This window comes from Pseudomonas sp. PA-1-3F (genome assembly GCF_021609665.1).
Classification (GTDB): domain Bacteria; phylum Pseudomonadota; class Gammaproteobacteria; order Pseudomonadales; family Pseudomonadaceae; genus Aquipseudomonas; species Aquipseudomonas paracarnis.
The window spans coordinates 25,152-42,600 of sequence record NZ_WJZD01000016.1 but is presented as its reverse complement, the minus strand read 5'-3'; the positions used below and the strand labels follow the sequence as shown (position 1 = coordinate 42,600).

Below are 17,449 nucleotides of genomic sequence, written 5' to 3'. Positions count from 1 at the left end.
TGGGCCCTTTCAAGCCACGCGGCAAATGTATCACCACTACACGTCGCGGGGCACTGGCAACTTAGTAGGATTAATGCCATGAGCCGAGTAGCTTTAAGCTGTGTTGATCGAGCGCAAAAGGAAATACTGACGCTCGAATTAGCCCTGTACCACGCCGCACGGGACTATCCCGGCGGTGCCGCAGCAATCGCCGCCACCACCGGCCGCAATGCCACCACGCTGCAGCACAAGTTGTCTCCCACCCATCCCTCGCACACCGTCAACATTCAGGAATTCGGCGAGATCCTCGAACTGACCAAGGACCGCCGCATTCTCGATGCGGTGCACGCTCTTGTCGGCGATACGATCTGGCAGGAATTGGCTGAGGCGTACACCAACGACATGCCTGAGACCCTGACCACGGGTATCGCCATGTTTTTCCGGCAGGTCGCCGATTTGTCCGAAACCTGGGCCAAGCACATTGGCGACGGCAAGGTCGATGACCGTGAGCTGGCTGAGATACGCCAGTTGGTGTTTCGAGGCATTCAGGGGTTGTTGGGCATGTACAACCGCGCCCGCTATGTCAATCAGACGACTTCTGGGGTGGAACGTGGCTGATATCGCTGACTTCGCAAATGACCTGGTGCAAAAGCGCATTGATCAGGCCGTCGCTGCACGCCTGGCGCTGATGTCCAACACGGCTCAACATTCGCTGATGTTCTGTGACGAATGCGATGGCCCTATCCCCGAGGCTCGTCGTTTGGCACAGCCCGGTTGCACGCTCTGCATTGAGTGCAAGACCGTCGATGATCAGAGGGCTGCCCGTTATGCTCGATGATGTGATCAATCAGTTCGCGGACTATGGTCTAGAGCCCGCTCAACCCTTGGTATTCGGCAAACTCACCCGCTGCAAAACCACCCAGGACAAAGGCAAGGAAAAAAACGGCTGGTACGTCATCCATGAACACCGCACCGAAAAAAACGAGACGCTGATCTTCGGCAGCTTCGGTGACTGGCGCTCTGGCGATACCCAGAAGATCAAAGTTAAACCCGGACGTATAAGCCCCGAGGAGCGCGAAGTCATGCGCGCTCGGCAGGAGGATGCCAAGCGTAAGGCTGCCGAGATCGCGGCCAACGCATCACGCCGAGCGGCCAATCGTGCTGCCGGCCTGTTCAAGCGCATGCCCGAAAAGGGCAAGAGCGCCTATCTGGATCGAAAGCAGATCGTTGGCTTCAAGGTTCGCTATGCGCCACGTACTGGTGCATTTTTGGTGCCCATGTGCAACGTCCGTGACCAGATCGTCGGCCTGCAGGTGATCTTTCCAGCCAAGCAAGAAGACACTGGGCGGGATAAGCAGTACTGGCCGCCCGGTATGTCAAAAGAGGGCGCTTTCCACCTGATCGGTCCCCACCCCGAACCCGGCGAACCGGTGCTGGTGTGTGAGGGCTACGCCACAGGCGCAAGCCTGCACATGGCGACTTCGCTCACTGTCGCCATCGCCTTCGACGCGGGCAACCTGCTGCCGGTCTCCAAGGCCATGCGCGAGCGCTTCCCCGGTTGCCCGCTGATCATCTGTCGCGATGATGACTGGAAAACCAAGCGTCCCAATGGTGACCCTTGGAATCCAGGCGAAGAGAAAGCCACCAACGCCGCGCTGGTTGTCGGCGGCCAAGTCGTTGCCCCGGTGTTTTCCGGCGAGCGCGAGATCAAGTGGACCGACTTCAACGACTTGCACGTCGCCGAGGGGTTGGAGGCCGTCCGCCGCCAGGTGCTCGCGGTGGTCAAGCCTCCTGCAGCGGGTGGCTGGAAAGACCAACTGGCCCGCACCGAAAATGGCTCTCTGATCGCGCACATGCAAAACGTCGAGCTGATCTTGGGCAATGACGAACGCTGGGCCGGTGTCATCGGCTACAGCGTGTTCAGCTCCAAGATCGTCAAGTTGCGTTCTGCACCCTTCGGCGGCGGTGCCGGCGACTGGGCCGACATTGACGACATGAGAGTAATGAAGTGGCTCGCGCAGCAGTACAACCTGCGGGTCAAAGCGTCCCATGTGATCGAGGCGGTCAGCGTGGTTGCCCACGACCATGCCTTCCACCCGGTGCGCGAGTACCTGGAGAAGCTGGAATGGGATCGCGTGCCTCGCATTGAAACCTGGCTGACCGACGTGCTGGGCGTTCAGGCCAGTGAGTACTCGGCCAAGGTCGGTAAGCGCTGGCTCATCTCAGCGGTTGCCCGTGTGATGCGCCCAGGCTGCAAGGCCGACTCTGTGATGATCCTCGAAGGCGGGCAGGGCGCCGGCAAGTCCACGGCCATGGGCGTCCTCGGTGGCGAGTGGTTCATGGATACGCCTTTTGCCCTCGGTGACAAGGACAGCTTCCAGGCGATTCGCGGCAAATGGATCGTCGAGCTGGGCGAGCTGGACAGCTTCAACAAGGCGGAAAGCACCAAGGCTAAACAGTTCTTCTCCGCGTCTACCGACACCTACCGCGAGAGCTACGGCCGCAGAACGAATGACGTGCCACGCCAGTGTGTTTTCGTGGGCACCACCAACCAAGAGGAGTATCTGAAGGATGCTACGGGCAACCGTCGTTACTGGCCGGTGTTCTGCAACAAGGTCGATCTGGAGCAACTCCGCGAGATCCGCAATCAATTGTGGGCCGAGGCGCTGTTCTGCTTTGAAGCGGGCGATATCTGGTGGGTGAATAAGGACGAATCCAAGATGTTCGCCGAGGCTCAAGACGAGCGCTTTGTGGTGGATGAATGGGAAGGGCCAATCCTGGCCTGGATGGAAGAGTCGCAGATCGGGGAAACCGCCACCGGCAACGAGATCCTGACCCAGGCGCTGAAGCTGGACTTCGGCCATTGGGGCAAGCCCGAGCAGATGCGGGTCGGGGCGATCATGCACCGGCTAGGCTGGCGCAAGCGGCGTATGCCCGCGCTGCCTAAAAGCGGCGTACGGCCATGGGCCTATGAAAAGCCTGCGGGGTGGGGGCGTGCGTCTGCGTTGCAGCAGGCGGTGATCGAGGAGCCTTGCTTCGATGATTAAGCGAATCGACGAGATGCTCAAACTCTGGGCGCAGGATCTGCATTCGCCTGTGCCGGACGGTGCTGGCGGGCCGAGTGGCGGCAACATGATCGCCATGCTGATGGAGTGCAAAGGTGAGTTGATACGCGGCACGCGTGGAAGTCGGGTGCTGCTGGATGAATCGGCGGATATCGAGCTGATCGTCAACAAGCACTTGGCGCCCGAGCTAGCCCTAGTGGTGATGGAGCACTACTGCAACCACGAGAGCTTCCTCTCACAGAAAATGCTTCATTGCGGTTGCAGCGCGCCGACCTATTACCGTCGACTACACGATGCCCATGTATCCATCGCCGGCATGCTGATGGGGAAGGCTGCATGATCCTCGGCGTCACTCTGCATACCTCTGTCCTCCTGTCCCGCCTTGTCCGGCTGCCATTACGTGCAGTTGGACAGGCACAGGCCGCGCCGTTGCTGGGCTGTCCTACTGTCCAACCTTTACCCGCCCCACGCACACATGAGCATAGCGGGCACGTAGTCGCGCCCATGGCGCGCACGCGTGCTTTTAGCTTTCTCTCTATACACAAGAGAAAAGTAAAAAAGGTAGGACAGTAGGGCAGAGCCCCGTATTTAGGCGCCTGTAGCTGTCCTACTTCGATCCAGAATAGTGGGACAAGTAAGACAGGGCACCAGAAGCGATAGCCGATTGAATGCGTTGTCCCTCCGTTGCACCTGCGTCATACCCGTATGGCACCCGTATTGCTCCATGGCATTAAAACCTGCTTGCTGCCATGATAATCCACCTGTAAAAAGTACCCATCTTCGATAGGTGCGACCGCAAGCAGCGGGACACACCACCACACTGAACCCGGCCATTGCGCCGGGTTTTTGCGTTTATGGGGTAGGGCGATGACGAACGAGCAGCAAGCGCTTATTGATATGCCGATCTGGATGGTGATCGTGCTGTCCCTGGTCGGCGGTATATCCGGCGAGGCATGGCGAGCCGACAAAGCGGGGGTAAGCGGCTGGTCTTTGATTCGCCGCTTGATCCTTCGGTCCGGGGCCTGCGTGGTCTGCGGGCTTTCCACCATGATGTTGCTGCACGCTTCGGGCATGTCGGTCCTGGCGGCAGGGAGCATCGGATGCCTCACCGCGATGGCCGGTGCCGATGTCGCCATCGGGCTGTATGAACGCTGGGCCGCCAAGCGGTTGGGCGTGTGCGATGTGCCGCCCTCGGGCAGCGGTCAGGCATGATGCGCTGGAGGCCACGTAATACGTGGCCTGTAGCGGGCCGCATCAAAATGGTGCGCCGAAAGTCGCCGGGGACCCTGGCGGCATTCGAGAGACACGGGGCATGAAACCCGCGGGAAAGCGTTAGCGGCAGGGCTGCCAGCTTACTGAAATTCAATCCATTGAAATTGAAAGGTTTCCATTGAAAAGCCGTTGAAAAGGAGGGCTTATGACGGATCCACTGTTCCTGTCTAAAAGCGCTTTCGCGGTTCGCATCGGCAGGACGCCGAGCTACATCACCTGGCTCAAAGACAACAACCGCCTGGTGCTTTCGCCGGATGGCAAGAAGGTCGACGTGCTGGCAACCGAAGCACTGATCCTCGAAACCGCCGACCCCAGCAAGGCCGCCGTCGCGGCTCGACACCAACAAGACCGGCTCCAGCGTGATGTTTACAGCCAACTGTCCCCCATGGTCGAGCCGACTAACACGGCTGCGCCGCCGCAGCCAGCTGGCGCGAAGAGCGGGCAACCCGACTTCCAGAAGGCCCGCGCACACCGCGAGTACTACCTGGCCCAACTGGCCGAAGCCGAGTTTCACAAGGTGCAGGGCTCGCTGGTGGATATGAAGGCGGTCACCACCGGGGCCTATAACGCCGGACGCATGCTGCGCGATCAGTTGCTCAGCATGCCCCCGCAATTGGCCCCAGAACTGGCGGCGATGTCGGACCCTTGGGAGATTGAGCAGCACCTGACCAAGGCGCTACGGCTGTCCCTGGAAGAGGCCGAGCGCATGTCTTCGGCTGACCTTGAACGCGATCTGATCACTACGAGTTAACCCATGCATACGGAAAAACCTGACGGCGCTGAGGTGTACCGTGAGGCGTATTTCCGTGGGCTGCGTCCAGACCCCAGCCTCTGGGTGGACGAGTGGGCAGACGAGTACATGCGCATCCCGCGTGATACCGGCGCCGCCGAGCCAGGGAAATATCGCACCGTGCGAACGCCCTACGCACGCGAGCCGATGCGGTGCCTATCACCGGCTCACCCGTGCAAGCGCGTAGTGACCATGGTCGCCTCGCAACTGATGAAAACCCAGATCGCCTTGAACTGGATCGGTGCGCTGATCCACATGGTGCCGTCGAACATCCTCACGCTGCTGCCCAGCCTAGGCCTGGCAAAGCGGGTGTCGTCGCGAATCGGCAAGACCATCAAGGCCACCCCGGTGCTACACGAACGTGTGGCGGCGAGCCGCTCGCGGGATTCGCGCAACACCATGGACACCAAGGAGTTCGAAGGCGGCTCGCTGTACGTCACCACCGCCGGTTCTGCGGCCAACTTGGCCGAGCTGTCGGCGCGCTACGTGTACGGCGATGAGATCGACCGTTGGGAGGTCGACGTAGGCGAAGAGGGCGACCCCATCGAACTGGCAGAAACGCGGGGCAGTACCTTCGGCCGCAATGCCAAGTTCTACTTCTCCAGCTCGCCCACGATCAAGGGCGCCTCGCGCATCGACGATCTGTTCGAGGGTAGCGACCAGCGTTACTACTACGTGCCGTGCCCGACCTGCGGGCACATGCAAACCCTGGAGTGGGAGCGGCTGCATTACTCCCAGGACTTCAGCGTGGTGCATTACGAGTGCGCCGGACCTGACTGCGACGTGCTGATCGAAGAGCATCACAAGGGCGACATGCTCGCCCGTGGTGAGTGGCGTGCCCATGCCAAGGGCGATGGCGAAACGGTCGGCTTCCACCTCAACGCACTGTATTCACCGTTGGGTTGGACGGGCTGGAAGTCACTGGCGAAGCAATTCGAGAAGGCGAAAAAGGCCCAGGCCAAAGGCGACCTTGAACCCATGCAGGTGTTCTACAACACCCGCCTGGCTAAGGTGTGGGACAGCGCGCAAGAGCAGACCAAGGCATCGGTACTGATCGAGCGGGCACGCCGGGAAGGGTTCTCCCTCGGTGCGATGCCCGCTGCCGTCATGATGATCACTGGCGCTGTCGACGTACAGGCTGATCGCCTGGAGTTCATGGCAATGGGCTGGGGCGTCGGCATGGAGCGCTGGGTCATTGACCACCGGGTGATCGCGGGCGACCCGTCGGACGAACGCACTTGGGCGGTACTGGATGAACTGCTGAAAGAGCGGTACCGGCATCCGTGTGGCGTCGGCCTGGGCATTCTCGCGGTCGCCGTCGACTCCGGCGGCCACCACACCGACGAGGTCTACCAGTTCTGCCGCGTGCGGCGCTGGCGCAACATCTTCGCGATCAAGGGCGCGAGCAAGCCCGGTAAGCCGGTGATCGCTCAACGGCCGTCCATGGTTGATGTGACCTGGAAGGGCCAGACCGAACGCGGCGGCGCCGAGCTGTGGTTTGTCGGTACCGACACCGCAAAGGACTGGATCTACAACCGCTACCCGTTCGAGTCCGGCCCAGGTGCGGTGCACTTTGCCAACGATCTGCCGGACGAGTTCTTCGCCCAGTGCGTGGCCGAGCGCAAGGTCGCCAAGTACGTGCGGGGCCACAAGCGTATCGAGTGGATCAAGGGCAAGGCCGAGCGCAACGAAGCCCTCGACCTGATGGTGTATTGCCTGGCGATGGCGCATTACCTCGGCATCAACCGGTATCAGGAACATGACTGGGACCGGGTGCGTAACTCGCTGGCCCAGGCCGGTTTGTTCGATGAAAAGGTGGTCGCTGCTGAGCGTGTAACGGTTGCCCCACAGGCTACCGCGACACCGCAAGTTGCGCCGCAAGCCGTTGCCCCGGTCGCCCAACCGCGACCCACTGCACCCCCACAACGCCGCAGCTCCACCAGCGGTTACCTGAAGAGACGCTGATATGTCGTTTACTCCGAAGCACCTCGAAGCCATCGAGCGCGCCATCGCACGCGGTGAAAAGACCGTGCGCTACAGCGACCGCACGGTGGAATACCGCTCCATCGACGAACTGCTCAAGGCCCGCGACGAGATCCGCACGTCGCTGACCAACGCCGCCGGGCCGCGCTCTCGCGTGGTTCGGCTCATGCATGGAGGCAAAGGACTCTAATGGCCCGACATTATCCGACGCTAACCCGTAATGGATTCTTGCTGCCGTCGAACATCAAGGCCAGTTACGAAGGCGCCGGAGAGGGCCGACGTTCGGCCAGTTGGGAAGCCACCGACAACGGCATCAACAGCATCAACACCCCGGCACTGCGCAACCTGCGGGCTCGCTCGCGGGCGGCGGTGCGCAATGACCCGTATGCCTTCAACGTCATCGACAAGCGCGTCAGCAACCTGATCGGCACGGGCATTACGCCCAGGCCGACCACGGACGACGCTGCACTGCGCAAACTCAAGCAGCAGCTGTGGGATGACTGGGTGGATGAGGCGGACGCCGACGAACTGACCGACTTCTACGGCATGCAGGCCCTGGTGGCGCGCACGGTGGAAACTGCTGGTGAATGTTTTGTGCGGTTGCGGCCGCGCAGCCCGAGCGAAGGTTTGGCGGTGCCGCTGCAGTTGCAGGCGCTGGCGCCTGAATTTGTCCCACATGACAAGTTTGAGACAGCCAAAAACGGCAACGCCATCCGCGCCGGGATCGAGTTCAACCCGGCCGGCAAGCGCGTAGCGTATTGGATGTACCTCTCGCACCCACGCGATTCGTCGTCGTTGAATGCCGGGTACAACCAGTTGGTGCGGGTTCCAGCGACGCAGATGCTGCACATCTTCGAACCCATGGAGCCAGGGCAACTGCGCGGAGTACCGCGTCTGGCACCGGTATTGAAACGACTGCGCAGCCTGGACAACTACGACGACGCGGTTCTGTTTCGCCAGGAGGTGGCAAACCTGTTTGCTGGCTTCATCAAGCGCCCGGCGCCGGACAGCGGGCAGCAACCGCGTGACCCGGTAACGGGGCAACTGCTGACCACCGACCGCGACGGCTTCACACCGATGGTGGCCCTGGAGCCCGGCACCATGCAGGAGCTGGGGCCAGGTGAAGAGGTGGAGTTCTCCAAACCACCAGACGCCGGCAACAACTACCCGGACTTCATGCGTCAGCAGCTGATGGCTGCGGCGGCGGGTTCGGGCACGCCGTACGAGATCCTTACCGGTGATATGCGAGAGGTCAACGACCGGGCGCTGCGGGTGGTGCTCAACGAGTTTCGGCGACGTCTGGAGCAGCTGCAATTCGGCGTGTATGTGCATCAGCTATGTCGCCCGGTGCGTGCCGCCTGGATGGACATGGCGGTGCTGTCCGGTGCCCTTGTACTGGAAGACTACGCGCAACGTCGACGCGAATACCTGCGTACACGTTGGGTGCCACAAGGCTGGGCCTACATCCAGCCGGTGCAGGACGTGCAGGCGCGGCGGATGGAAGTGCAAGCGGGCTTCGGTTCACGCAGTGAGATGTGTCTGCGCAATGGCTACGACGCGGAAACCATCGACGCGGAAAACGCTGCCGACCTCGCCAGGTCTACGGACCTGGGCCTCAACTACACCACGCTTGATGCCATCGAGCCGACAGATGACAAGGAACAACCATGAGTAAAAAAGCGATCCCGCGCATTTATGACAAGGCTGGCAAGCAGGTAAAAGTCGCGGACAAGAGTTGGTACACCTTCCAGGCCAGCGGAGAAGCCGAGCAGCAAACCATTGAGGTGTTTGTATACGGCGAGATCGGCACCTGGGGTGTTAGCGCTAATCAGTTTGTCCAGGACCTGCGCGCCGTGGACGACGGCGCGTCGCCAGTGATTGTTGCGTTCAACAGCATCGGTGGCGACTTGTTCGACGGCCTGGCGATCCACAACGCGCTGTCGCGCTTGGGCGACCGCTGTACCGGGCGCATTGATGCCTTGGCGGCTAGCGCGGCCAGTGTCGCGGTGTGCGGCGCTCACCGGGTGGTGATTGCGGCCAACGCAATGCTGATGATCCACAACCCTTACACCTTTACCGGTGGTGATGCTGAAGACTTCCGCCGCGTTGCTGACGTGTTGGACCAGACCCTGGAAGCGATAATTGCGGCCTACAAGTCCAAGGCGCCGGACATCGACGAGGCCGAGCTGCGGCGCATGGTCAACGCCGAGACTTGGCTGACCGCCAATGAGGCGGTGGCGCTGGGCCTGGCAGATGAAGTGGGCGACGGCCTCAAGGTCAAAGCCTGTCTCGGCCAGGGCTGTGTCTTGCAGCGCTTCCAGCATGCCCCGGCTGAATTGCTCGCTCAACTGGATGAAGAGCCCGACGTCGAGCCGCCTGAACCTGTCGACCCACCGGAACCGGCGCCCGTATTGGACGCTGCTGGACTGGCGCTGATGGTCACCAAGGGTTGCGCGGCGGCCGGCATAAGTAACCTGGTGGAGCCGCTGCTCGCCACCACCAGGCTGGAAAGCGAAGCGGTAGTTACGGCAGCACTAACCAACGCGAAAACGCTGCACGGTCTGTGTGTCGCCGCACGATTGCCGGAGCTGACCGCTGAGTTTATCTCGGCGGGGCTGGATGAAAGCGCAGTTCGTGCTCGGCTGTTCGACAAGCTGGTTGGCAGCGGCGGTGGTTTTGAGATCAACAACAGCCTGCCGCTGGATAACGACCCGGAACTCACAATTAAGGCCAAACAGGTCGACAGCCAATCAATCTGGGCTACCCGTCAGGCGGCACAGAACGGAACCTCGAAAGGAGCAAGAGCATGAAAATCGAATCGATGCACGCGGGAGAGTTCCTGCTGTCCGAAGGCGCTGGCAACATTTCCCGCGAAGCGATCAACGTCGCAGCCGGGCCAGCCCTGGAGCCGGGCCAGATCCTCGGCCTAGTCACCGCCAGCAGCGAGTTTGCCCCGTACCAGCCCACCGCCGAGGACGGTACCGAAAACGCCGTCGCGATTCTGTATGGGCCGCTGGGCGAGTCCGATGTGGCCCGGCGCGGTCGTGCCATTGTGCGGCTGGCCGAGGTCAGCGAAGCGCACTTGACCAGCCTCGACCCTGCCGCTGAAAAGGCCCTGGCAGCCCATTTCGTGATCGTCCGCTAAGGCGTTCACCTCATTTATCCATCCCGCCGAGTGCGGGATTTTTTGTTTCTGGAGAGTACCCCATGGCCGATATCGCCATTTTTGAAGACGATGCATTCACCGTTTCCTCGCTGACCGCTGCAATCAATGAACAGGAATACCTGCCGGGCCGTATCAGCAGCCTTGGCCTTTTCCGCGAAGAGGGCATCAGCACGTTGACCGTGCAGATCGAGAAAGACGGCGACACCCTGGCCCTGGTGCCATCGGGCGAGCGCGGCAACTCGGGCCTGGTGGTCGGCGGGACCAAGCGCACGTTGATCCCTTTCAACACCGTGCATCTCCCTGAGCGGTTCACCATCAAGGCTGACGAGATCCAGGGCATCCGCGCCTTCGGTACCCGCAGCGAATTGCAGGCCGTTCAGGATGTGGTCAACAAGCGCCTGGCAAAAGCCCGACGACAGCTGGATGCCACCCACGAATTTCAGCGCATGGGCGCGTTGAACGGGCAGGTGCTGGACGCCGATGGCAAGACAGTCCTGTTGGATATTTATAAATCCTTCGGCGTGAATCGTCAGAAGCTGCCAATGGACTTGAACAGTCCAGACACCGAGCTGCGGGTCAAATGCGGTGAAGCCCTGGATATGCAGGAAGAAGCGCTCGGCAGCGTCACCAGCAGCGGCTCCCGCGCCATGTGCGGCAAGAACTTCTGGAACAAGCTGATCGTCCACAAGTCGGTCAAAGAAACTTACCTCAACACCATGCAAGCCGCGTCTCTGCGTGGCGATGCCCGTGAAGCCTTCGAGTTCGGCGGGATCGTCTGGGAGCGTTATCGCGGCAAGGTTGCTGGCGTTGCGTTTGTCCACGACGACAAGGCGCTGCTGATCCCCGAGGGCGTCCCTGACCTGTACATCTCGTCCTTCGCACCGGCCGACTACATGGAAACGGTCAACACCCAGGGCATCCCGTACTACAGCAAGATCGAGCCGCTGCCGTTCAACAAGGGTGTGGCCGGCGAAGCTCAGTCCAACCCGCTGCACCTGTGCACGCGACCTCGGGCGCAGATCCTGCTGGAGATGTGATCGTGGCCTTCCGCGATCTGATCGACGACATCGACGACGTGGTGTTCGAAACCCTGGGCGACAGCGCCGTGATCGAGGGGCGCTCGGAGCCGGTGCTGGGTATGTTCTCGGCACCCTGGAAACAGCCTCAGTTCGGCAAGCTCAACACTGGCCTGCGGGAGCCGCGCTTCGAGATTCGCGTCAAGGATTCGGATGGCTTGGTCAAAGGTCTGCGGGTCAGCGTTGATCTGCCGGCGTTGGATGGCGGTGGCGACTATGACCTGTTGCAGCTTGAACCTAACGGCAACGGTCTGGTGGCGTTGATTTTGAGGAGGCGGCCATGAGCATCGGTAGCTATACCCAGCAGAAGCGCGACGGCGGGATGCTCACTATCCAGCCGTCGGCGGTGCATGTTCAGGCGCTGAAAGAGTTCGGCGACATGGTGCCCAAGGCGGCAGCGGCGGCTCAGCGGCGTGCAATCAACAAAACCATCCGTTGGTTGCGCACCCACATTGCACGGGTTGTCGGCAAGCAAGAACGCATCGCTATCGGCGCCGTCCGGCAGCGACTTCGGGCGTACCCGGTTACCGGCGGCGATATGCGCGGCAAGTTGTGGTTCGGTATCAATGCCATCGAGGCCAGCCGCGTCGGGCGTGCGCGGCAAACCGGCGCGGGTGTTTCAGTCGCCGGCCGGCGTTACCAGGGGGCTTTCTACAAGAAGGTCTACGGCAGCAATGCTGATATCTGGATCCGCACGTCGAGCAAACACTTCAACACCACCGATTACCCGGATGCCGCGCAGGGTGGCAGACGCTCTGGCTTCGTCGAAGAAAGCGACAACCGCTTCCCCCTGGCGAAGGCCAAGGTGTCGTTGGAGCAAGTGCGGCCGCACTTTGATGCCTGGGTGAAGCGTGCGGACGAACGCCTGCTGGAGATCCTCACGCAGGAACTCAACTTTGAACTGCAGAAGTATTTGAAGGGGACGCCGCGTGTCTGACGAAACGTTGAGCCTCGACCAGCTTTATCAAGCTATCGAGCAGCACCTGCAGGCGCATCTGCCAGGTGTTCAAACCGTTGCTGCCTGGCCGAACATTGAGGATCACATCCCGTTGCCAGCGGTGTTCCTGGAGATGGCCGAGATTGAGCCGGGGGCTGATATCGGAACCGGCGAAACCACCATGGTCTGCAAGTTCGAAGCGCGGATCATCGTTGACCCCATTCAGGTTGATCATCATCGCCAGGTGGTGCAGCTGGTGACCCAGCTGATTGTGTTGCTGCGGGCACAGAACTGGGGCCTGGAGATCGAATGCGCCGAGTTTATTCAAGCGGTGCAGGACTGGACCCGTCCTGAGCTGGATGGTTACACGGTCTGGCTGGTGGAGTGGAATCAGACGATTTATCTCGGTACCGAAGAGTGGCCTTGGCCGAATGAGCCGCCGGGCACGCTGTTGGTAGGTGTCAGCCCGGATATTGGCCCAGGCAGTCGAGACCAGTACGTCGCACCGGAGTTGCTGGCATGAGCTACGCCAGTGGGGAAAGCGACCGCATGATCGCCGCCATGCTGATGGATTGCGTGGTGGCTGCCGTTGATACGACGGCCTCGCCGCCGGTTGTCAGGGTCAGGGCAGGGGAGTGGACCAGCGCCTGGGTGCGCTGGCACAGCGTCGCTGCTGGTAAGGCTCGGCACTGGCGAGTCCCCAGCCTGGGCGAGCAGGGCAAGCTATTCAGCCCTAGCGGCAACCCGGCAATGGGCACCTTCATTCCTGGCCTGTATGGCGATGCTGGTTCGCCGCCGGACAACCGGGATCATGTTGAGGTGTGGCGGTTTGATGATGGTGGGTCGCTGGTCTATGACTGGCAGGCCAGTAGCTACAGCATCACGCTGCCTACCGGGACCGTCACCATCAAGGTCGGCGGCACCGTAGCCACTGTCACCGACAGCGCTGTCACGGTGGTTTCCGGGGACATCGGTCTCACCGGCAATGTGACGATCACCGGGCCGCTAACGGTGACGGGCGATATCAACGGTGCCGGCAAAATCATTGATGCGGGTGGCAATACTGCAAATCACAAACACTGATTAACCGCTTATTTCTGCCCGCCGCGTGCGGGCGTTTTCATTTCTGGAGTTTGCCCACATGAACAAGCCCAAGTCGGAAGAGCAGCCGGCCGCTCCCCAGTCATTGCCAACACCGAAGGTAGAGTCGTCACCGAAAGCTATTGGCCTGCCTCGTCGTTTTCGCGACACCGTGTTCACCTCGCGAACGCTGATCACACCGCACGGCGAAAGCCTGGTGGTGACCAGAGGGGTGGTGACCGCTGATACCTCTGATCAATACGAATTTCTTCAAAACCATCCTGACCTCGAACCCGCGCCGGAGTAACCCAGATGATCGGAATGGATCGCCGCACTGGGCAGCCCATCTCCGGCATCGAGCATCTGCGTCAGTGCATTGAGGACATCCTGACCACCCCGTTGGGCAGCCGCCGGCAACGGCCCGACTACGGTAGCCAGTTACGCCGCTTCGTCGATCTACCAGTTACCGAAGGTTGGAAAAGCGCAGTCCAGGCTGAAGTGGCACGGGCGCTGGGACGATGGGAGCCCCGGCTCAGTATCAGCCAGGTGCGCGTGGTGGCTGTTTTAGATGGCCGAATAGAGTTTGAACTCAAGGGCCTGTTCAAGGGCGAAAACGCGCTACTGAGGGTCGCCGCATGAGCACTGTGGATTTATCAGCGCTGCCGGCGCCGCCTGTGCTGGAGGATCTCGACTTTGAGCAAACCTACGCCGAGCAGCTGGCCGCATTTCGTTTGTACATGGGCGAAAACTGGACTGCCGAACTGGAGAGCGATCCAGTGGTCAAGCTGTTGGAATTGGGCGTTTACCGGCGTATCCAGAACCGGGCTCGGGTAAATGACGGGGCCAAGGCGCTGATGCTGGCTTATGCCATTGATGGCGACCTTGATGAGTTAGCTAATAACGTCCGCCTGAAGCGCCTGGTGATTCAGGAAGAAAATCTCAACACCGTTCCGCCGACGCCTCGGGTGATGGAGTCCAACGACGCTCTGCGCGAGCGAGTGCAGCTGGTGTACGAAGGACTAACCACGGCCGGCCCGCGAAACAGCTACATCATGCATGCCCGCAATGCATCGGCGCTGGTGGCGGATGCAACGGCTGAAAGCCCGTCCCCTGCTGAGGTGGTGGTCACCGTACTGCACCTGCAGGGCAATGGGGTCGCCCCGCAGCCGCTGCTGGATGCGGTGATGAAATACCTCAGTGATGACGACATCCGGCCTTTAGGTGATCGTCTCACCGTGCAAAGCGCCGAGGTCATTGAATACCGCATTGACGCGGTGCTGCACATGGCCGGTACCGGCTCGGAAAACGAGGCGATCCTGGCAGCGGCTGAGCAGCGTCTGGCGGGTTGGGTCAACCCTCGACGGCGGCTTGGCGTTGAGGTGCCACGTTCAGCCATCGACGCGCAGCTACATATCAGCGGTGTCGGTCGTGTGGACCTTCCCAACTGGCAGGATATCAAGCCGACCAAATACCAGGCGGCTTACTGCATCGGCTTTACCGTGAAGCAGGGGGGGCCGTCGTGAAAAGCTTACTGCCTATAAACAGCACGCAATTGGAACGGGCCATTGAAGCGGCGACCGACGAAGTCACCGATGTGCCGTTGCGCACTTTGTACAACCCTGACACCTGCCCGGCGCACTTGCTGCACCAATTGGCCTGGGCTTGGTCGGTGGACCGCTGGGACAACAACTGGTCGGAAGCAGTCAAGCGCTCGGCCATCCGTTCGGCGTTCTACGTACATGCACACAAGGGCACCATCGGCGCGTTGCGCCGGGTGGTTGAGCCGCTCGGCTATCTGATTGAAGTGCAGGAATGGTGGGAGACGACTCCCATGGGTGTTCCCGGCACCTTCGCCTTGAAGGTAGGCGTATTGGAAACCGGTATCACCGAGGAGATGTACCAGGAGCTGACCTGGCTGATTGATGACGCCAAGCCGGTTAGCCGGCACATGACGGGGCTAGCGATCAGCTTGGAAAGCACGGGGCCTATAAATGTTTTCGTAAGTGCCTGCGAAGGTGACGTGATTGATGTTTACCCGCCGGTGTTCCGTGACATTGAGGTGTCGGGCGTTATCGGTGGCGGCGGTCGTGAATACTCCATAGATGAAATTGATGTTTATCCACCGGCGCCTGCCTTTATCTCGGTTGACTGTTATGTCGGTGTTGATGGGCGCGAACATTCCATAGACCATTTGGACGTATACCAATGATTGATGTTAACTCGCAGTTTTTCGCCCTGCTCACAGCTGTTGGTGAGGCTAAGCAAGTTAAGGCCGATGCAGGGTTGATAACGTGGAAGCTGACCCATATGGCCGTTGGCGACGCAAACGACACCAACCCGATTCCTGATCGCTTACAAAAAACCCTGATTAATGAGCGCCGCCGCGCTCCGTTGAATAGCCTGGGGCCTGATCCAGCCAACCCTGGAATCCTTATCGCGGAGCAGATTATTCCGGCGGATGAAGGTGGATTCTGGATTCGCGAGCTAGGGCTTTTCGATTCGGACGGCGATTTGGTTGCCGTCGCCAATTGCGCGCCAAGCTATAAGTCGTTGCTATCCCAGGGGTCTGGTAAGACGCAAGTATTACGAATGAACTTTGTGGTTAAGAGTTCCAGCAACGTTGTGTTGTTGATAGACCCGTCTGTAGTAACGGCGACTCGAAAATATGTTGATGATTCCCTGGCGAATGCAATCAATAAGCTGGATTTTAAGCAATCGGTGTTGGTCGCAACTTCGGCACCTGTAGTTCTGGCGGGCGTTCAGCAAATCGATGGCTTTGCGGTGCCTGCTGGGGCGCGTGTTCTGGTGAAAAATCAGGCGCAGCCAAAAGACAACGGTATTTATGTGGTTGGCGCAGACAGTTGGGTGCGCGCAAGCGACGCGGATAGTAGCGATAAGGTGACGTCGGGGCTGATGGTGACGGTGGAGCGCGGCACGACAAATGCCGACTCTATCTGGCAACTGGTCAGTGACGGCCCGCTGGTGCTTGGCACGTCGCCCCTGGCCTTCCAATGGCTTGGTGGGCAAAACGCGCCTACGACTCCTATAGATGACCGCTCCCGGCGGGTAGTCAACACTGAGGCGTTACGAGCTCAGATTGAAAGCGACAAGCAGGACTTTCCCGCGCAGGTTTACCGAAAAAATCGGTTAATCAATGGCAACTTTGATATCTGGCAGCGCGGTACGTCTGGCCAAGTTGGCAATGCTTCAGGGCCAGCCCAGGCATTGTACGGTCCTGACCGCTGGAGCGTTTATATGCCTACCAATTCGACCGCTACATGGGAGCGTCTGGCTTTTGAGCCAGGAGCAGGATTTAACGAGGGGCGTTATGGCTTAAGGGTTACGCGAACGGGCAGCAGTGATGGTGTGAACATCAGCCAGAAGATAGAAGGCGTAGAAACTTGCGCAGGCAAAAGCGTGACGGTTTCGTTCTATATGCGCTCGTCGATTAGCCACAAGTGTGGCGTGGTCTTGCGTCAATCCTTTGGTGCCGGTGGTTCAGATGGCGGCGTCGGGGTTGGCGTAGAAATTGACGTGACGACCGAGTTTAAAAAGTATGTAGTCACATTAGAGGTTCCCTCTATCAAGGGTAAAAAAAGGGCCTTTGATGGGGACTACCTGGAGTTGGTTTATGGTAGCCAGGGAAAGGGCGCTTACAGTTTAGATTTAGCCTGTGTGCAGCTGGAGAGCGGTTATATCGCTACTGAGTTTGATCGGCGTCCAATCGCTGAAGAACTGATTCTCTGCCAGCGATACTTCGAAAAAACGTTCTCGCAGAATATCGCGCCAAAAAATGGCGTCGATATTTCCGGGGCCTTGATTTCCATTGTCTACGTCGGCCAGGGCGGTTCTAGCAGTCAGCCTGTAGGTCACTGGGCGTTCAGGGTGGAAAAGAGAACAACCCCGAGCATTCGTTTATACAGACCCATGGGTGGCGGGGCGGACGGTCAATGGCGCTCCGGTAGCGATTTGATTTCAACTGAAAATGCTCGGGCGCTGATCGTGGGTACTCGCCAGGCTTCTATAGATAACAGTGACGTAGGTATTGCCGCTCAAACTTATTACATCCATGCAACCGCAGATGCTGAGCTATAGGAGTCA

21 protein-coding genes are annotated in these 17,449 nt (G+C 60.0%); all 21 read left to right on the top strand.

Going from position 1 to position 17,449, the window contains the following annotated elements; genetic code table 11:
• Window positions 1-78: 78 nt before the first annotated feature.
• The 21 genes from GIV26_RS13495 (at window position 79) to GIV26_RS13395 (ending at window position 17,443) form a co-directional block, all read left to right on the top strand.
• Complete coding sequence (locus tag GIV26_RS13495) at window positions 79-597, top strand: phage regulatory CII family protein (protein WP_168223689.1); 519 nt, start codon at window positions 79-81, stop codon at window positions 595-597.
• Entirely contained in the window at window positions 590-817 is a 228-nt protein-coding gene (locus tag GIV26_RS13490) for a TraR/DksA family transcriptional regulator (protein ID WP_093114306.1), read from the top strand. Before GIV26_RS13495 ends, GIV26_RS13490 begins: the two co-directional genes overlap by 8 nt.
• Complete coding sequence (locus GIV26_RS13485) at window positions 807-3,026, top strand: VapE domain-containing protein (protein ID WP_236281061.1); 2,220 nt, start codon at window positions 807-809, stop codon at window positions 3,024-3,026. Before GIV26_RS13490 ends, GIV26_RS13485 begins: the two co-directional genes overlap by 11 nt.
• On the top strand, window positions 3,019-3,384 hold the full coding sequence (locus tag GIV26_RS13480) for a PA0613 family protein (protein ID WP_043046668.1): 366 nt from the start codon (window positions 3,019-3,021) through the stop codon (window positions 3,382-3,384). Before GIV26_RS13485 ends, GIV26_RS13480 begins: the two co-directional genes overlap by 8 nt.
• Window positions 3,385-3,911: 527 nt before the next feature.
• The gene (locus tag GIV26_RS13475; RefSeq protein WP_236281058.1) at window positions 3,912-4,256 is read left to right on the top strand and encodes a phage holin family protein; all 345 of its coding nucleotides are present in this window, start codon (window positions 3,912-3,914) and stop codon (window positions 4,254-4,256) included.
• 205 nt (window positions 4,257-4,461) lie between these two features.
• Window positions 4,462-5,067, top strand: a complete 606-nt coding sequence (locus GIV26_RS13470; RefSeq protein ID WP_065935942.1) for a terminase small subunit — start codon at window positions 4,462-4,464, stop codon at window positions 5,065-5,067.
• Between the two features lie 3 nt (window positions 5,068-5,070).
• Window positions 5,071-7,071: a phage terminase large subunit family protein gene (locus tag GIV26_RS13465; RefSeq protein ID WP_236281055.1), complete on the top strand. Its 2,001-nt coding sequence runs from the start codon at window positions 5,071-5,073 to the stop codon at window positions 7,069-7,071.
• Between the two features lies 1 nt (window position 7,072).
• The gene (locus tag GIV26_RS13460) at window positions 7,073-7,279 is read left to right on the top strand and encodes a phage head-tail joining protein (protein ID WP_056783432.1); all 207 of its coding nucleotides are present in this window, start codon (window positions 7,073-7,075) and stop codon (window positions 7,277-7,279) included.
• Window positions 7,279-8,760 (top strand): phage portal protein, encoded by a 1,482-nt coding sequence (locus GIV26_RS13455; RefSeq protein WP_236281052.1) that lies wholly within the window; start codon window positions 7,279-7,281, stop codon window positions 8,758-8,760. The genes GIV26_RS13460 and GIV26_RS13455 overlap by 1 nt, the downstream gene beginning before the upstream one ends.
• Window positions 8,757-9,899: a head maturation protease, ClpP-related gene (locus GIV26_RS13450; RefSeq protein ID WP_236281050.1), complete on the top strand. Its 1,143-nt coding sequence runs from the start codon at window positions 8,757-8,759 to the stop codon at window positions 9,897-9,899. The genes GIV26_RS13455 and GIV26_RS13450 overlap by 4 nt, the downstream gene beginning before the upstream one ends.
• On the top strand, window positions 9,896-10,234 hold the full coding sequence (locus GIV26_RS13445) for a head decoration protein (protein WP_236281047.1): 339 nt from the start codon (window positions 9,896-9,898) through the stop codon (window positions 10,232-10,234). Before GIV26_RS13450 ends, GIV26_RS13445 begins: the two co-directional genes overlap by 4 nt.
• 62 nt (window positions 10,235-10,296) lie before the next feature.
• Complete coding sequence (locus tag GIV26_RS13440; protein WP_236281045.1) at window positions 10,297-11,292, top strand: major capsid protein; 996 nt, start codon at window positions 10,297-10,299, stop codon at window positions 11,290-11,292.
• Window positions 11,293-11,294: 2 nt separating this feature from the next.
• Window positions 11,295-11,615 (top strand): head-tail joining protein, encoded by a 321-nt coding sequence (locus tag GIV26_RS13435; protein WP_236281043.1) that lies wholly within the window; start codon window positions 11,295-11,297, stop codon window positions 11,613-11,615.
• Complete coding sequence (locus tag GIV26_RS13430) at window positions 11,612-12,268, top strand: phage tail protein (RefSeq protein ID WP_236281040.1); 657 nt, start codon at window positions 11,612-11,614, stop codon at window positions 12,266-12,268. The genes GIV26_RS13435 and GIV26_RS13430 overlap by 4 nt, the downstream gene beginning before the upstream one ends.
• Entirely contained in the window at window positions 12,261-12,791 is a 531-nt protein-coding gene (locus GIV26_RS13425; protein ID WP_236281037.1) for a hypothetical protein, read from the top strand. The genes GIV26_RS13430 and GIV26_RS13425 overlap by 8 nt, the downstream gene beginning before the upstream one ends.
• The gene (locus GIV26_RS13420) at window positions 12,788-13,351 is read left to right on the top strand and encodes a phage baseplate assembly protein V (protein ID WP_236281034.1); all 564 of its coding nucleotides are present in this window, start codon (window positions 12,788-12,790) and stop codon (window positions 13,349-13,351) included. The genes GIV26_RS13425 and GIV26_RS13420 overlap by 4 nt, the downstream gene beginning before the upstream one ends.
• Window positions 13,352-13,409: 58 nt before the next feature.
• Window positions 13,410-13,655: a hypothetical protein gene (locus GIV26_RS13415; RefSeq protein ID WP_236281032.1), complete on the top strand. Its 246-nt coding sequence runs from the start codon at window positions 13,410-13,412 to the stop codon at window positions 13,653-13,655.
• A gap of 5 nt (window positions 13,656-13,660) precedes the next feature.
• Complete coding sequence (locus tag GIV26_RS13410; protein ID WP_043046683.1) at window positions 13,661-13,987, top strand: GPW/gp25 family protein; 327 nt, start codon at window positions 13,661-13,663, stop codon at window positions 13,985-13,987.
• The gene (locus tag GIV26_RS13405) at window positions 13,984-14,871 is read left to right on the top strand and encodes a baseplate assembly protein (RefSeq protein ID WP_236281029.1); all 888 of its coding nucleotides are present in this window, start codon (window positions 13,984-13,986) and stop codon (window positions 14,869-14,871) included. The genes GIV26_RS13410 and GIV26_RS13405 overlap by 4 nt, the downstream gene beginning before the upstream one ends.
• Window positions 14,868-15,557 carry a phage tail protein I gene (locus tag GIV26_RS13400; RefSeq protein ID WP_236281025.1) on the top strand — a complete coding sequence of 230 codons (690 nt, stop codon included), beginning with the start codon at window positions 14,868-14,870 and terminating at the stop codon, window positions 15,555-15,557. Before GIV26_RS13405 ends, GIV26_RS13400 begins: the two co-directional genes overlap by 4 nt.
• Entirely contained in the window at window positions 15,554-17,443 is a 1,890-nt protein-coding gene (locus GIV26_RS13395) for a phage tail protein (protein WP_236281022.1), read from the top strand. Before GIV26_RS13400 ends, GIV26_RS13395 begins: the two co-directional genes overlap by 4 nt.
• The last annotated feature ends 6 nt before the right edge of the window (window positions 17,444-17,449 follow it).

Coding starts and splice junctions, on each gene's coding strand:
- GIV26_RS13495 (WP_168223689.1), top strand. CDS start 79: ATGAGCCGAGTAGCTTTAAGCTGTGTTGATCGAGCGCAAAAGGAAATA.
- GIV26_RS13485 (WP_236281061.1), top strand. CDS start 807: ATGCTCGATGATGTGATCAATCAGTTCGCGGACTATGGTCTAGAGCCC.
- GIV26_RS13480 (WP_043046668.1), top strand. CDS start 3,019: ATGATTAAGCGAATCGACGAGATGCTCAAACTCTGGGCGCAGGATCTG.
- GIV26_RS13475 (WP_236281058.1), top strand. CDS start 3,912: ATGACGAACGAGCAGCAAGCGCTTATTGATATGCCGATCTGGATGGTG.
- GIV26_RS13470 (WP_065935942.1), top strand. CDS start 4,462: ATGACGGATCCACTGTTCCTGTCTAAAAGCGCTTTCGCGGTTCGCATC.
- GIV26_RS13465 (WP_236281055.1), top strand. CDS start 5,071: ATGCATACGGAAAAACCTGACGGCGCTGAGGTGTACCGTGAGGCGTAT.
- GIV26_RS13460 (WP_056783432.1), top strand. CDS start 7,073: ATGTCGTTTACTCCGAAGCACCTCGAAGCCATCGAGCGCGCCATCGCA.
- GIV26_RS13455 (WP_236281052.1), top strand. CDS start 7,279: ATGGCCCGACATTATCCGACGCTAACCCGTAATGGATTCTTGCTGCCG.
- GIV26_RS13450 (WP_236281050.1), top strand. CDS start 8,757: ATGAGTAAAAAAGCGATCCCGCGCATTTATGACAAGGCTGGCAAGCAG.
- GIV26_RS13445 (WP_236281047.1), top strand. CDS start 9,896: ATGAAAATCGAATCGATGCACGCGGGAGAGTTCCTGCTGTCCGAAGGC.
- GIV26_RS13440 (WP_236281045.1), top strand. CDS start 10,297: ATGGCCGATATCGCCATTTTTGAAGACGATGCATTCACCGTTTCCTCG.
- GIV26_RS13430 (WP_236281040.1), top strand. CDS start 11,612: ATGAGCATCGGTAGCTATACCCAGCAGAAGCGCGACGGCGGGATGCTC.
- GIV26_RS13420 (WP_236281034.1), top strand. CDS start 12,788: ATGAGCTACGCCAGTGGGGAAAGCGACCGCATGATCGCCGCCATGCTG.
- GIV26_RS13415 (WP_236281032.1), top strand. CDS start 13,410: ATGAACAAGCCCAAGTCGGAAGAGCAGCCGGCCGCTCCCCAGTCATTG.
- GIV26_RS13410 (WP_043046683.1), top strand. CDS start 13,661: ATGATCGGAATGGATCGCCGCACTGGGCAGCCCATCTCCGGCATCGAG.
- GIV26_RS13405 (WP_236281029.1), top strand. CDS start 13,984: ATGAGCACTGTGGATTTATCAGCGCTGCCGGCGCCGCCTGTGCTGGAG.
- GIV26_RS13395 (WP_236281022.1), top strand. CDS start 15,554: ATGATTGATGTTAACTCGCAGTTTTTCGCCCTGCTCACAGCTGTTGGT.